This is a genomic window from Aestuariivirga sp. (assembly GCF_037139295.1).
Taxonomy (GTDB): domain Bacteria; phylum Pseudomonadota; class Alphaproteobacteria; order Rhizobiales; family Aestuariivirgaceae; genus Aestuariivirga.
On record NZ_JBAXGR010000082.1, the window covers coordinates 1 to 14,011 of the forward strand.

The following is a 14,011-nucleotide window of genomic DNA, read 5'->3' on the forward strand; positions in this document are numbered from 1 at the left end:
GGTGTGGATCAACACCTCGGACGAGCCGCTCGCCAACCCCTTCGTGATGCGCTAGCCGACCTGCATCAACACGTCGACGGCGCAACTCTCCGTCACGCCCACGAAGAGCGGGTTGATCTCGATTTCGGCCACGTCATTGGCCGCGTCGCCCGCGAAGGTGGCGAGGCGTTCGAGCGTGTCGAGCAGTGCCGCGCGGCTGGCGGCGGGCTTGCCGCGATAGCCATCGAGAAGCCGGCTGATCTTCAGCCGTGACAGGGCGCGCGCGAAATCCGCGCGCGTCGCTGGCAGAAGGATCGTGGTTGCATCCGTCAGCAACTCGACGAACACGCCGCCTGCCGCCAGCGTCATCGCCAGCCCGAACTGCGGGTCACGCCGGATGCTGACCATCAATTCCACCACCGGGGCCGCCACCATGGCCTCGACGAGGAAGACGTCAGTCACGGCATCGGCGTTGAAGGCCTTCACATCGGCCTTCATGCGTTCGACCGCATCGGCAACGGCTTGCGTCGACGCAAGTCCAAGCCGAACGGCGCCTGCCTCGGTCTTGTGCGGCAGTTGTGCACTGACCATCTTGAGAGCGACCGGGAAACCCAATGCCTGCGCCAGTGATGGCGCATCGGCACCACTGCCGATCCGGCTGCGGGGGACGGCGAGTCCTGTGGCGGCGAGGCGCTGCTTGGCGCTGGCCTCGTCCAGCAGCCGCGGCGCGCCGTCAGGCCGTGGCGCGATCAGCGGGGCGGCGGGCGCATCGGCGATTTCGGCGCGGCGGGCGCCATGCCATGCCGCGGCGGCGATGGCCGCCATGCACTCTTCGATGCCCTGCATGGGGGCCACGCCTTCGCCAACGAGGAAGCTGCGGGTTTCCGCATCGAGGTTCTCGGGGATCGTGCTGCACACCGCGGCGGGAAGGCCCTGCGCCTTGGCGGCGGCGATGAAGGAGAGCGTGTCGTTGCGATACCACGGCTTGCTCTCGTCCAGGCCCGGGGCGGGATAGTCCTGCACGATCACCGCCGCATCGTGGCCCTGCGCGAACAGCGTGTCGAAGACAGGGCGGGTCTTCTCCGGAATGCCCCAGATCGGCGTGGTGTAATCCAGCGGGTTCGAGACGGTGGCCGTTTGTGGCAGCAGGCTGCGCAGGCTGGCCGCCGTTGCGGCGTCCGGCGGCGTGAAGGTGAGGCCCAGCCGCTCGGCATAATCCGCCAGCATGGTGGCGCCGCCGCCTGAGCAGGTGAGACCGGCAAGACGGTGGCCCCTGGGCACGCCCGCCACGCAGAGGAACTTGGTGGTTTCGAGCAGCTGCGCGGGGCTGCTGACGCGGATGATGCCGAGCCTGTCGAACAGCGCGTCATAAAGCTCCTCGGTGCCGGAAAGCGACCCGGTGTGGCTCACCGTCAGACTGGAACCGAGCCGTGACGTGCCGGTCTTCAGCGCCACGATGGGCTTGCCGAGCGCCAGCGCCTTCAATGCGGCACGCTCGAAGGCCTGAACATCCTTCAGGCCTTCGATGTGGAGGCCGATGGCGCGCACCTCCGGCTGCTCTGCCAGAGCATCGACGAAGTCCTCGAGCCGGAGCAACGTCTGGTTTCCAGCCGAGACCATGAAGGCGAAGGGTGCTTCGCGCTGGCTCATGGTGAAGTCGGAAGACAGCATGCCGCTCTGGGTGATGATGGCCGCGCCATAGCCCGGGCAGGAGCCGCCGTGGGTGAAGGGCCACAGCGCCACCTTGTCCAGGTAGTTGATGACGCCGTAGCAATTGGGGCCGACGAGCGCGAGATCGCCCGCCGCAGCCACCAGCCGCGCCTCATCGTCAGCACCATCGGAGCCTGTCTCGCCGAAGCCTGCCGTGTAGCAGACAACGCCGCCTGCCCCCATGGCACTGAGCTTCTGCAGCGCCTCGATGGCGGCTTCCTTGGGGACGGCGAGGAACACCGCGTCGGGTGCTTCCGGCAGCGCGTCGAGCGATGCAAAGCAGGGATGGCCGCCGATGTGGCTGCGCTTCGGGTTCACCGGCCAGAACGGGCCGGAAAAGCCGATGCGCTTGCACTCGGCGGCGACGGTTTCCGCGTCGCGGCCGCCGATTACCGCCACGTGGCGAGGCTTCAGCAGCCGCTCGAGATTGGTGCGGCGCTTCGGGGTCATGCGCCGAGCGGCCGCAGGATGGCGCGCGAGATGATGTGGCGCTGGATCTCAGAGGTGCCGTCCCAGATGCGCTCAAGGCGCGCGTCGCGCCACAGGCGCTGGACGGGCAGTTCCTCCATGAGGCCCATGCCGCCATAGATCTGCACAGTGTTGTCGGCCACGCGGTTCACCATCTCGGAGCAGTAGAGCTTCACCATCGAGATGTCGGCATCGGTGAGATTGCCCTCATTGGCCCGGCGGATGGCATCCTCCACCAGAAGGTCGGCGGCGCGCAGTTCGGTGGCCATGTCTGCAAGCTTGAAGCCGGTGCCCTGGAACTTGCCGATGGCCTGGCCGAACTGCTTGCGGCTCGCCGCCCATTCGGTGGCAAGGCCCATCAGCCGCTCCGCCTTGCCGCAGCACGAGGCGCCGACGAAGATGCGGCCATAGGTGAGCCACTGGCCCGCGAGTTCCAGTCCGCGGCCTTCCTCGCCGAGGATCTGGCGCTTGTTCAGCCGCACATTGTTGAAGCTGAGCTGAAAGGTCTTGTAGCCGCGATAGCTGACGCAATGCGTGCCGTCACGCACGTCGAATCCGGGCGTTCCGGTGTCGACGAGGAAGGATGTCACGCGCTTTCGCGAGCCACGCGGGCTCTCGTCTACGCCGGTTGCCGCGAAGACGATGGCGAAGTCGGGCAGCACCGGGCCGGAGATGAAATGCTTCGAGCCGTTGAGGATCCAGTCGTCGCCGTCACGCCTTGCGTTGGACTTCATGCCCATCACGTCGGAGCCGGCCTCAGGCTCCGTCAACCCGAAGAGCTCGCGCTTCTCGCCTTTGACACATGGGATCAGGTAGCGCTCGCGCTGCTCGCCCTCGCAGGCCAGCAGCAGTTCGGTGGGGCGCGCCACCCAGCTGTGCAGCGCGTGGCTGGTCTTTCCGAACTCGCGCTCCATGATGGTCTTGGCCTCGAGGCTCAGGCCTCCGCCGCCCACCTCTTCCGGCAGGTTCGCTGCATAAAGGCCCGCCTCGTGGGCGCGCTTCTCGATCTGCCGGCCAAGGTCGAGCGGAACCTCGCCAAGCTTGTCCACCAGGTCTTCATGCGGGTGAAGCTCGGCCTTCATGAAGGCCTGCACGGTTTCCAGCAGCAGGCGGTTTTCGTGTGAATTGACGAGGCTCAAGGCGATTCTCCGAAAGGGTCAGGCTGCTTCCTCGCCGCGCCTGCGCGACAGGATCGCGAAGCCGACGATGAAGACAAGGGTTGTGCAGATCAGGACGACCGCCGCCGCTGCGACCGTCGGGTCGGTGTTTTCGCGCATGCCGTTCCACAAGCGGCGCGGCAGGGTGAAGACGTCGAACTTGGAGATGAACAGGGTGACGACGATCTCGTCCCACGACAGGATGAAGGCGAAGATCGCCCCTGCCAGAATGCCGGGTCGGATCACCGGCAGGATGACGCGGCGCAATGTGGTGGGCAGCGAGGCACCGAGGCTGCGCGAGGCCTGCTCGAGCCTCAGGTCGAAATTGGCCAGCGCCGCCGACACGGTGATCACCACCATCGGAATGGCGAGGATCGCATGGGCGAGGATGATGCCGAGGTAGCTGTCGATCAGCCCCAGCGGCACCCACCAGCGATAGAATGCCATGGCCGATATGATCGGCGGCACCATCAGCGGCAGCAGCAGGAAGGCGCGGATCGTCTCGATGAAGCGGCCCGACAGGCGCCACAGCCCTATGGCCGCCAGCGTGCCGAGCAATGTGGCCAGTGCCGAGGCGACGACGGCGATGAGCAGGCTCTGCCCGAAGCTTGAAATCCACTCCGGGCTGGTCAGCAGGTGTTGAAAATGCTGCAGCGACACGCCTTCCCACGGCAGCGACAGGTAGGTCTTGGCGGTGATCGAGACCGGGAAGGCAACCAGCGAAGGTACGATCAGGATCGACAGGATCACCCATGCCGCAATGTGGTTGATGCGCCCGCCAAGGGAGGCTTTCATCGCGCCACTCCGCCGAACACCACCGACAGCTTCATGAAGCGGTTCAGCACATACATCAGCGTCAGGACGCTGGCGATCATCAGTGTGGCCAGCATGGCGGCTACACCCCAGCGCACGGTAACCAGCAGTTGAACGGAGATGTATTCGGCAATCATCTGCACCTTGCCGCCGCCGAGGATGGCTGGTGTCACGTAGAAGCCGAGCGAGCTGATGAAGACGAGAAGCGAGGCAGCGATGATGCCGGGCTTCGTCAGGGGCAGGAAGACGCGGAAGAAGGTCTGGGCGCTGCTGGCGCCCAGGCTGCGCGAGGCGCTGGTCACCCGCGGGTCGATGCCCTGCATGTTGGCGAGCAGCGGCAGGATGGCATAGGGCACCATGTATTCGGTCATGCCGATGAGCACGCCCAGCTCGTTGCGCATCAGCGGAAGAGGCTCCGAAATGATGCCCAGACTCAGGAGCGCGCCGTTCACGAGGCCGTTGTGGCCAAGCAGCATGAGCCAGGCGAAGGAGCGCACGAGTACCGAGATCCAGAAGGAGATGAGCAGGATCGACATCATGCGTCGCCGCACGCCGGAAAGGGCGTGAAGCATGGCGTAGGACACGGCATAGCCCAGCGTCACCGCGGCCACCGTGGTGATAAGGCAGAGCCGGATGGTGCGCCAGATCAGGTTGGCCACCGTGTCGCTTTCGAAGATCTTGGCATAGTTGCCGAGGCCGGGCTTCGGGTCGGTCACGCTGAGCAGCAGCACGTTCACGATCGGCGCCACGTACAGCGCCAGTACCAGCAGCACGGCAGGTGCCACCAGCAGCCAGTAGGGATTGAATCGTGAGGTGCGTGTTGCCATGGCGTTGAGCGCACGCGCCCCCTAGCCAGGGGCGCGTGCTGCACTTTCGTTGATCAGCCGATGGCTTCGAGGAAGGCGTTCACGGCGTCGCCGCCGTTGTCGGCCCACCACACCGGATCGTTGAAGATCACCTTGTCGATGTTCTGCGCCGAGTTGATAGCATAGGGCTGCATCGCTTCCGGAATCTTGGCAAATGCTTCCGGGTTGGACGGCGTCATGCCGAGGCAATCGAGAATCATGAGCTGCGAGTCGACCTGCAGCGCCTGCTCGATGAACTTCATGACGTTGTCGCGGCCGGCCGGGTTGCCGCGCGGCACGATGTAGGCGCCCGGCATGGCGATCGCCTCGTTCATCACCATCTTGTAGCGGCCGTTGGTGCGCTCCTCGATGGTCTTGCCGCGGTTCTGCCAGATCATGCCCATGGCCACTTCGCCGTTGACGATCATGTCGTGGGCCTCGGAACCCGAACCCCAATACAGGCTGTCACCCTTGATGGTCTTGATCTTGGCGATGGCGCGCGGCACGTCGCAAGGGTAGACCTTGTCCTTCGGCACACCGTCGGCAACGAGCGCGCTCTCGATTGAGCCGTTGGCCCACTTGTAGAGCGAACGCTTTCCGGGGAACTTGGCGGTATCGTAGAAATCGGCCCAGCCCTTGGGCGGATTGTCCCCGAAGGCCTTGGTGTCATACATGAAGGCGTAGCCATAATAGATGACGCCGACGCCGAATTCCCAGGCGGAACCTTCCTTGATCTGCTTCTTGTTGACGATGTTGTAGTCGATCGCCTCGAGGTGCCCAGACTTGCCGAGGGCGATGGCGTCGAAGCCGTCGGCGTCGCAGACGTCGGCGGTCACCTTGCCGGAGTCGACCATCTCCTTGATCTTGCCCTGGAGGGGCCCCGAAGTGTCAAACTTCAGCGGCAGTCCGGTTGCTGCGGTGAAGGGCTTGCCGATGGCGTCACCGTGGCACTTCTCGGATTCGCCGCCCCAGTTCCACATGACGATCTCGTTGGCGGCGGCTTCCGCGTCGCCCACCTTCACGGCGAGCGTCGCCACGCCCGCCAGTCCGCACAGCATCAGGAAGCTGCGGCGGTCAAGGCGGCCGGACTTGAAGGCAATCGCACCTTCGCGTGCGAGGTCATTCAGGAAAGCTTTGTCTTTCATGGTCACTTCCTCCATTTTGCTGCGGCCTTCGCCGCGTTCGTTGTTGCGGGCACTGCGCCCCGTCTCATGCGGATCTTGCGCCCGCTTCTTCGCCATCACCGCCTTCGACCTCGACCTGGGCGTCATCGCTCCAGCAGAGATCGACGGCTTGTGAGTCGGAATAGTGCCCCGTGTTGCGCCACGCGGGGATGTGAACCTCGATGACCGGGTTGCCGGGCGCCTCGACCATCAGCTTGAGGGTGGCCCCCATGTAGGTGATGCCGCGCACCGTGCCGGTCAGCCTGTTCTGGCCTTGGCCCGTGCCTGCCGGGAACACGTCGATCTTCTCCGGCCGCAGCGTGAAGGTGCGGCCGTCGCGGTGGATGAAGTTGCTCTTGCCGAGGAAGCTGGCCGCGAAGGCGGTGCGCGGCCTTTCATAGAGTTCGACCGGATTGCCGACCTGCACCACCTTGCCGCGGTTCATGATCACGATCCGGTCGGACATGGTGAGGGCTTCTTCCTGGTCGTGCGTCACGTAGATGAAGGTGGTGCCGACCCGGTTGTGGATCTCCCTCAGCTGCTCCTGCACGTCAGAGCGGAGCTTGCGGTCAAGTGCGCCCAGCGGCTCGTCAAGGAGCAGCACGCGCGGCGAGAAGCTGAGTGCGCGGGCCAGCGCAACGCGCTGCTGCTGGCCGCCCGAGAGCTGGTGCGGATATCGATCCGCGAAGCCCTTGAGCTGCACGAGGTCCAGCATCTGGTTGACGCGGGTATCGATCTCGGCCGGCGGCTTGCGGCGGATTTCCAGCGGATAGGAGATGTTCTTGCGGACCGTCATGTGCGGGAACAGCGCGTAGCCCTGGAACACCATGCCGAAATTGCGCTTCTCGGGCGGTGTGGCGGCAATCGAACTGCCGCCGACGACGATGTCGCCCGCCGTGATGTCCTGGAAACCGGCCAGCATCATCAGCAGCGTGGTCTTGCCGGAGCCCGATGGCCCCAGCAGCGTCAGGAACTCGCCGGCGCGGATATCGAGCGACACGCCGTCTACGGCGGTCATCTTTCCGTACAGCTTGGTGACGTTCTGGAAGACGACACCGATGCCGGAGGGACCTGCTGTCATGCCTGTTCCTTGAGCCCGAGCTTCTTGCGTGCCTCGGCTGGCGTCAGCACCCTCGCGCCCATGCGCTCGACGATGCCGACGACGCGCTCGACGAGCTGTGCGTTGCTCGCCAGCACGCCGCGGTCGAGATAGAGATTGTCCTCGAGGCCGACCCGCACGTTGCCGCCCATCGCCACCGCAGCGGCGGCCATCGGCATCTGCATGCGCGAGATGCCGAAGCTGGCCCAGCTCGCATTGGCGGGCAGCTGGTCCTTCATCGCCTTCATGTTGTCGACCGACTGGTCGGCCCCCCACGGAATGCCGAGGCAAATCTGGAACATGGGCGGATCCTCGATCAGCCCTTCGGCGATCAGCTGCTTCGCCAGGCGGATGTGGCCGAGGTCGAAGACCTCGAGCTCAGGCTTCACGCCCCATTCCTTCACCAGCGCCGCCATGCGGCGGAGATAGGGCGGGGTGGACATGTAGACGTAGTTGCCGTCGCCGAAATTCATCGAACCGCAGTCGAGGCTGCAGATTTCCGGGCGCAGCATCTCGACATGACGCAGCCGCTCCTCAGGGCCGATCATGTCGGTGCCGGGACCCGGCTTGCACGGGTCGGACTCGCTGATCATCCAGTCGCCGCCCATGCCGGCGGTGAGGTTGATGACGACGTCGGTGCCGCTGGAGCGCACGATGTCGACGGCGCGCTTGAACAGTTCGGGGTCGCGCGAGCCCTTGCCGGTGGCCGGGTCACGGACGTGAAGGTGGGCGGCGGTGGCGCCGGCCTTGGCGGCGTCGATGGCGGCCTGGGCGATCTGTTCCGGCGTCACGGGAACGCCCGGGTGCTTGCCCACCGTGTCACCAGCCCCGGTGACGGCACATGTCACGATGACTTCGAAGTTCACGCTGTCACTCCCTGGCATTTTTTGCTTATGGCCGAAATGATTTGCCCGACGGCCGCACAGCGTTATAGAATTTTCGCCATCAATGCACTTTTTTCGTCGGTCACGAAATCATGGTGGAAGCGGCTAGAGCGGGTGCGGCAGCGGGTGAGGTGACCCGGGTGAGCTTCGTGCTGATCCCGCGCTTCAACATGATGACGCTCACCATGCTCATGGAGCCGATGCGCATCGCCAATTATCTTGCACCGCACAAACTCTATGAATGGGACTTCCGGGCCACCGTGGCGGGGCAGGTGCAGGCGAGCAACGGCCTTACTGTCGTTTGCCACAGCGTCGACGACGAGGCGCTGCCGAAGCCCGACATCATCGCGGTGTGCGGCAGTTGGGGCGCAGAGCACCTCAACGACCAGCGGCTGTTCCGCTGGCTCCGCAAGAACGCGCGCGCCCAGGTGCAAATGATTGCCGTCGAGATCGGTATCTATGCCTTCGCAAAAGCTGGTCTCGTCGCCGACCAGAAGGTGACAACCCACTGGTCGATGATGGCAGGTCTTGCCGAGGCCTATCCGGATCTCGAGGTGGTGGAGCAGCTCTATTCGGTCGAAAAGCCGGTTATGACCTGTGCCGGCGGCACTGCGGGACTCGACCTGATGCTGCACATCGTGGGGCGCAAGAATGGCGACCAGCTCGCCGCTGAGATTGCCAACCAGGTCATGCACCACCCGCGCCGACCACCGGAATCGCTGCAGCGCCACGCCTCCGGCGGCAAGCACGACGACGTGCATCAGGATGTGCGCGCCGCCATGACGCTGCTCGAAGGCCGCATCGAGGATCCGACGCCAGTGCCACGCGTCTGTCTCGAGCTTGGCGTTTCGCAAAGGAAGCTGGAGCGGCTGTTCAAGCGCGACATCGGCTGCACCATCGTGCAGTATTCGAAGCTGCTGAGACTTCAGTATGCGCGCGTGCTGCTGAGCTCCACCCGCATGTCGATCCGCGAGGTTTCCGCTGCCTGCGGCTTCAACTCCATGTCCTATTTCTCGCAGAGCTTCCTGCAGGCCTTCGGCAAGAAGCCCAGCGAGTACCGCCAGGCCTGGCCCGAAGCCGATGCCGCGCCGTCATGGCTGGGCACCGTCTATGCCTTCCTGCAAACGGCGCGGAAGAAGCCGCGCAAGCGCGCCTAAGCCCCGGCACGCGCTGCCTTGACAGCCTTGAGAACGCCGACGATGGCGCGGTCGCGCTCGGCCGCCATGTCTTCGAAGTGGCGGCCAGCGGCAATCTCGTTGCAGCCGTCCACCATGCGGTCACGCAGTTCCTTGGTGAGTTCGGGCGCAACCAGCCTGGTCCAGGGCAGCTTCAGCGCCGGGCCGAACTGGTCGAGATTGGTGGCCATGCCGCCTTCGCCGCAGGCCACGTGGAAGGCCATGCACTGGCCCTGGATGGCAAGGCGCGGTGCCGGGCCGTTCATCAGCGCGATGTCGATGTCTTCGGGTGTCGCTTCGCCGTTGGCCACCATGTGCAGCGCCTCGCGCCACAGCGCCTCCTGCAGGCGGGTGGCGACGAAGCCGGGAATTTCCTTCTTCATCACCAGCGGCGCCTTGCCGGCATGTGCATAGAAGTCACGGGCCCATGCCACGGCGTCGGGCGACGTCTTCTTGCCGCCGATGATCTCGACCAGCGGCAGCAGGTAGGGCGGGTTGAAGGGGTGGCCGATCACCGTGCGCTCTGGTGTCTGGCACAAGAGCTGGATGTCGGTCATCATCAGTCCCGAGGTGCTCGATGCGATGACCACGTCGGCGGGCACGATGCGGCCCAGCGTCTCGTAGAGCGCCTGCTTCAACTCCAGTCGCTCCGGTGCACTTTCCTGCACAAAGCCCGCATCGGTGACGGCCGATTCAAGACTATCGGTGAGCGTCAGGCGGTCACGCGAGGCGCCGGGTGCGAGGCCCAGCGCGGTGAGGCTGATCCATGCCGTGTCGAGCACCTTGCGATAGGCGGCCTCCTCGCTCATGGAATGGACATAGCCCGCCACGTCATAGCCCCGCGCCAGGAAATGCGCTGCCCACCCGGCGCCAATCGGGCCACCGCCGATGCTTGCAACCTTCTTTACTGCTGTCACGGCTGGCCTTGTCATTTCTATTTCCCCTTGAACATCGGTTCGCGCTTCTCGACGAAGGCCTTGACGCCTTCGGCCGCGTCCTCAGACTTCAGCATAGCGCGGTAGATGGGCAAGTTGCCCTTGCGCATCGTCTCGAAGGTTTCACGCGTCGGCTTACACTCGATGGCGCGCAGCACTTCCTTCACCGTCTGCATGGCAAGCGGCGCGGACTTGGCGAGTTGCGTGGCCCACGCGCGCGCGTTTGTCATCAGCTCGGCATAGGGCACCACCTTGTTGACGAGACCATAGCGTGCGGCTTCCTCCGCCCCCATGCGGCGGCCCAGCAGCAGCATTTCCATGGCGATGTTATAGGGGATGCGGCGCGGCAGGCGCTGCAGGGCGCCGGCGTCTGGAACGATGCCGAGCGGCATTTCGGGAAGGGCAAACTGCACGTGGTCGGCCGCGATGACGAGATCGCAGGACAGCGCGATCTCGAAGCCGCCGCCGATGGCAAGTCCGTTGAGCGCGGCGATGACCGGCTTGTTGAGGTTCCAGTTCTCGGTGAGGCCGGCAAAGCCGCCATCGCCGTAATCTCCGTCCTCCCACCAGTTGTCGAGCTTGGTGTCGCCGGAGTTGAGCGCCTTCAGGTCCCAACCCGCCGAAAAGACCTTCTCGCCCTCTGCGGTGAGGATGCCGACGTGCAGCTGCGGGTCATCGCGCAACAGCGCGAAGGCCTCACCCATCTCACGGCTCATCACCTGGTCGATGGCGTTGACCTTGGGCTTGTTGAGCTTGACCTCGAGGATGTGGCCGTTGCGGGTGACTTCAACGAAATTCGGCATGTAGCTTACACTCACGTGAACGCGGGGATGACTTCCTTGCAGAACAGCTCAAGCGAGCGCCTTTGCTCTTTCATGCCCAGCCCGAGGCTGGCGTAGTAGGTGAACTGGTCCACCCCCAGCGTCTCATAAGGCCTGAGCTTGGCGATCACCTCGTCGGGCGTGCCGAACATCAGGTTGCTCGACAGCATCTGGGGATCATATTCGCTGCGGTTGGCGATGTCGTGCAGGTCCACTTCCTTGGGGAATCCGTTCTTCACGTCGCCCATGTTCTTGAACAGGTTCTCGAACTGGCCGAGCTGGCGCTGCGCGGCGCGAACCGGCACCATCCAGTCTTCCTTGCGGTCATAAAGTGCGGTGTGGCGCATCATGGCGAAGATCGGACGCGTCTTGCCCGGGTTGTTGGCCATCGCCTCATCGAGGCGCGACTTGTAGAGCTCGGCCTCGCTCATCGGGCGGGTCAGCGGCCAGGACATGATGTTGAGGCCGTGCTTGACGGCGAAGTCGTAGGTGATGGGTGCGCGCGCGGCCACCCACAGAGGGGGATGGGGCTGCTGCAGCGGCTTCGGCACCGAGGTGGAGGTAGGGAACTGCCAGAACTCACCCTTGTGCTCGTAATCGCCCTGCCACAGGGCCAGCACGGCAGGCAGCATCTCCTGCATGTATTTCCACCCATCCGTCTGCTTGAGGCCGGGGTACATGCGGTCGAATTCGCGCTGGTAAGCGCCCGATCCGATGCCGAATTCAAGCCGGCCGCCGGTGATGAGATCGGTGAAGGCCGCTTCGCCGGCGAGCTTGATCGGGTGCCAGTAGGGTGCCACTGCAACCGCGGTGCCCAGCCTGATCTTGGAGGTATGCGCTCCCCACCAGGTGAGGATCTGGAAGGGGTCCGGCGCGATGGTCATTTCGAGGGCGTGGTGCTCGGCCGACCAGGCGATGTGGAAGCCGCCGTCCTCGGCCATCTGCACCATCTCGAGCGTGTGGCGGGCAACATCACGTATGTCGAGGCTGTCATCCAGGCGTTCGAGGTTGATGGCGAGCTGGAATTTCATGACAGTCCCTCCTGACTTCCGGTGCTTCTGCGAGCGCTGTACTGAGTGTCTGTCGCTGTGGAAATTGAGGTTGTCAGAAATCCGACATCATCGCAGGGAATTCGCCGAGCCTTAGTCCAGCCGCCGAAGCACGGCTTCGAGGCCGGAGATGACCTCGGCAAAATAGCCCTCGCGCTCGCCATACTCGGTCTCAAGAACGCTGAAGAAGGCCGCCGAGGCCTTCTTCGCGGGGTCGACCATCAGGAACTGGCCGGCATAGCCGGGGTGCCCGACCCATGTGCCATTGCTCATCAGGTGATTTCTGTAACGCAATGTCGGCGAAACGCCATAGCGGGTTCCAGCACCGCTCATCGCATCCCGCATGAAGGCTCCGCCTCGCCGTGCGATCAGCAGGCCATAGCGTGCGAGGTCGCGTGCCGTCATCACTCCGCCGCCGCTCAGCACCGGCACGCCCTCGCAGTCCGCCGAAATGTGGAATGTCGCCTCGAGCCCCGCTTCGGCAACGATCTCGTCCACATGTGAGGCTAGGCTCCGGCCGCTGGCGCGTTCGATGATCCAGCCCAGCATGTCGGTGTTGGGGGAGGTATAGCGCGTCGTGCTGTCATCGCCGCGCGGCGCTGCTACCAGCCCCGCGGCGAAGCCGCGCACGCCGAATTCGGGCTCGCCATCCGGCGGCAGTCGCCAGCCCATGGCGATCTCCTGCCGGGCATAGCCGACCGGGGTTCCGCGCTGTGGGCAGGGCGCATAGGGTGCGTCGTAGTCCTCCGCGAAATTGCTTGCGACGTCCATGTCCAGCACCTGCTGTACGCTCGCTCGCACATAGGCGTCTCCCGACTCTGGCACATATTCGCCCACCGGGCGAGCGGGGTCGATACGCCCTCCTTCGATCAGACGTGCCAGCGCCAGATGCGCGAAGGTCTTGGTGATGGATTGCAGGCTGTGCAGCTGATCGGTGGCAAAGTCGGGCGCGTGATGCTCGAAGAGGATCCGGTCCTCCTGCGCAATGACTATGGCGCAGAAACTTGGGGCACCCATTAGCCGTTCCAGTGCCGGGGTCATGGCGAGCGCCGGTCTCCTCGCCATAGCGAGTGGCAGAACGGCCGGGGCGCGGAAGCTCAGCCCGCGGCGATGGATATCCTGCAGGCTGCGAAAGCTCTGCCGACGCCTTGCCGCAGTGTTCCAGGCGGCCAGTCGTTGCAGATTGACACTGAGATCAGGGTTGGGCTGGGTCATCGATGGGCAGCAGCTCACGCTCGGTCAGTACTTTGCGGGCGACGCGGAAGCACTCAAGTGCCTGTGGTACCCCACAATAGATTCCGACGACATGGATGATCGCCCTGACTTCCGCCGCCGACACGCCGTTGTTGATAGCCCCATTGCAGTGGATCTCCCACTCATGCATTTTTCCAAGGGCGGCCAGCATGGCAAGATTCATCATTGAACGAGTCTTGACGTCGATAGCTTCGTCGCCCCAGCCGAACCCCCAGCACCAAGCGGTCATCGCCTCCTGAAACGGGCGTGTGAGAGAGTCGGCAGCCTTTAGGTTCTTCTCGACGTAGTCGCTACCGAGCGTTTCGCTTCGCTTTTGTAATCCCTTATCAAATAGCTTTTCATCCAATGCCGGTCCCTCCAAAACTTTGGCTTCTACCAGCTTCGGATGCTGGGCGGCGGGGTCTTGCTTGATCTTAGGATGTCTCTCAGGAAGCGAAAAAACTTAACTGCTGGATGTACTAGCCTAACGTTGATGAGGTCCTGGGGCATCGGCAAGTCCACGTTACGGGGATTTCACTTGGTTTTAGCTAGATTGATCGTCCACATAGTGAGGTGGTCCTGGTTAGCTGGACAGGTCGGCAGCAGAGTTAAGGTGTAGTCCAGACCACTAGTGTCCGGTTAAAAACCGAATAAATTCAATTGCTTGTCGTTGGTGGGTT

The 14,011-nt window shown here is 64.1% G+C and carries 13 protein-coding genes; 1 reads left to right on the forward strand and 12 read right to left on the reverse strand.

What is annotated here, in order from left to right; translation table 11 throughout:
• Positions 1–51: 51 nt before the first annotated feature.
• The 7 genes from WCJ41_RS16510 to WCJ41_RS16540 are packed head-to-tail and all read right to left on the reverse strand — an operon-like array spanning position 52 to position 8,100.
• Positions 52–2,139: an acetate--CoA ligase family protein gene (locus tag WCJ41_RS16510; protein ID WP_336906932.1), complete on the reverse strand. Its 2,088-nt coding sequence runs from the start codon at positions 2,137–2,139 to the stop codon at positions 52–54.
• Positions 2,136–3,296: an acyl-CoA dehydrogenase family protein gene (locus tag WCJ41_RS16515; protein ID WP_336906933.1), complete on the reverse strand. Its 1,161-nt coding sequence runs from the start codon at positions 3,294–3,296 to the stop codon at positions 2,136–2,138. Before WCJ41_RS16515 ends, WCJ41_RS16510 begins: the two co-directional genes overlap by 4 nt.
• Before the next feature lie 18 nt (positions 3,297–3,314).
• A complete protein-coding gene (locus WCJ41_RS16520; RefSeq protein ID WP_336906934.1) occupies positions 3,315–4,109 on the reverse strand; it encodes an ABC transporter permease in 795 nt (264 codons plus the stop codon).
• A complete protein-coding gene (locus tag WCJ41_RS16525; RefSeq protein ID WP_336906935.1) occupies positions 4,106–4,954 on the reverse strand; it encodes an ABC transporter permease in 849 nt (282 codons plus the stop codon). Before WCJ41_RS16525 ends, WCJ41_RS16520 begins: the two co-directional genes overlap by 4 nt.
• 53 nt (positions 4,955–5,007) lie before the next feature.
• Positions 5,008–6,213, reverse strand: coding sequence for an extracellular solute-binding protein (locus tag WCJ41_RS16530; protein ID WP_336906936.1), 1,206 nt, complete (start codon positions 6,211–6,213; stop codon positions 5,008–5,010).
• Positions 6,182–7,216 (reverse strand): ABC transporter ATP-binding protein, encoded by a 1,035-nt coding sequence (locus WCJ41_RS16535; protein ID WP_336906937.1) that lies wholly within the window; start codon positions 7,214–7,216, stop codon positions 6,182–6,184. Before WCJ41_RS16535 ends, WCJ41_RS16530 begins: the two co-directional genes overlap by 32 nt.
• Positions 7,213–8,100, reverse strand: coding sequence for a 3-keto-5-aminohexanoate cleavage protein (locus WCJ41_RS16540; protein ID WP_336906938.1), 888 nt, complete (start codon positions 8,098–8,100; stop codon positions 7,213–7,215). Before WCJ41_RS16540 ends, WCJ41_RS16535 begins: the two co-directional genes overlap by 4 nt.
• 110 nt (positions 8,101–8,210) lie before the next feature.
• Between WCJ41_RS16540 and WCJ41_RS16545 the strand changes: the two genes are divergently transcribed.
• Positions 8,211–9,275 carry a GlxA family transcriptional regulator gene (locus WCJ41_RS16545; protein ID WP_336906939.1) on the forward strand — a complete coding sequence of 355 codons (1,065 nt, stop codon included), beginning with the start codon at positions 8,211–8,213 and terminating at the stop codon, positions 9,273–9,275.
• Here the strand turns inward: WCJ41_RS16545 and WCJ41_RS16550 are convergent.
• The 5 genes from WCJ41_RS16550 to WCJ41_RS16570 all read right to left on the reverse strand — a co-directional run bounded on the left by WCJ41_RS16550 (position 9,272) and on the right by WCJ41_RS16570 (position 13,698).
• Positions 9,272–10,225: a 3-hydroxyacyl-CoA dehydrogenase NAD-binding domain-containing protein gene (locus tag WCJ41_RS16550; RefSeq protein WP_336906940.1), complete on the reverse strand. Its 954-nt coding sequence runs from the start codon at positions 10,223–10,225 to the stop codon at positions 9,272–9,274. The genes WCJ41_RS16545 and WCJ41_RS16550 overlap by 4 nt on opposite strands.
• Before the next feature lie 2 nt (positions 10,226–10,227).
• The gene (locus tag WCJ41_RS16555; RefSeq protein ID WP_336906941.1) at positions 10,228–11,031 is read right to left on the reverse strand and encodes a carnitinyl-CoA dehydratase; all 804 of its coding nucleotides are present in this window, start codon (positions 11,029–11,031) and stop codon (positions 10,228–10,230) included.
• Positions 11,032–11,042: 11 nt separating this feature from the next.
• The gene (locus WCJ41_RS16560) at positions 11,043–12,080 is read right to left on the reverse strand and encodes an LLM class flavin-dependent oxidoreductase (protein WP_336906942.1); all 1,038 of its coding nucleotides are present in this window, start codon (positions 12,078–12,080) and stop codon (positions 11,043–11,045) included.
• A 111-nt stretch (positions 12,081–12,191) separates the two neighbouring features.
• Positions 12,192–13,313: a serine hydrolase domain-containing protein gene (locus WCJ41_RS16565; protein WP_336906943.1), complete on the reverse strand. Its 1,122-nt coding sequence runs from the start codon at positions 13,311–13,313 to the stop codon at positions 12,192–12,194.
• Positions 13,294–13,698: a carboxymuconolactone decarboxylase family protein gene (locus WCJ41_RS16570; protein ID WP_336906944.1), complete on the reverse strand. Its 405-nt coding sequence runs from the start codon at positions 13,696–13,698 to the stop codon at positions 13,294–13,296. The genes WCJ41_RS16565 and WCJ41_RS16570 overlap by 20 nt, the downstream gene beginning before the upstream one ends.
• Positions 13,699–14,011 lie beyond the last annotated feature (313 nt).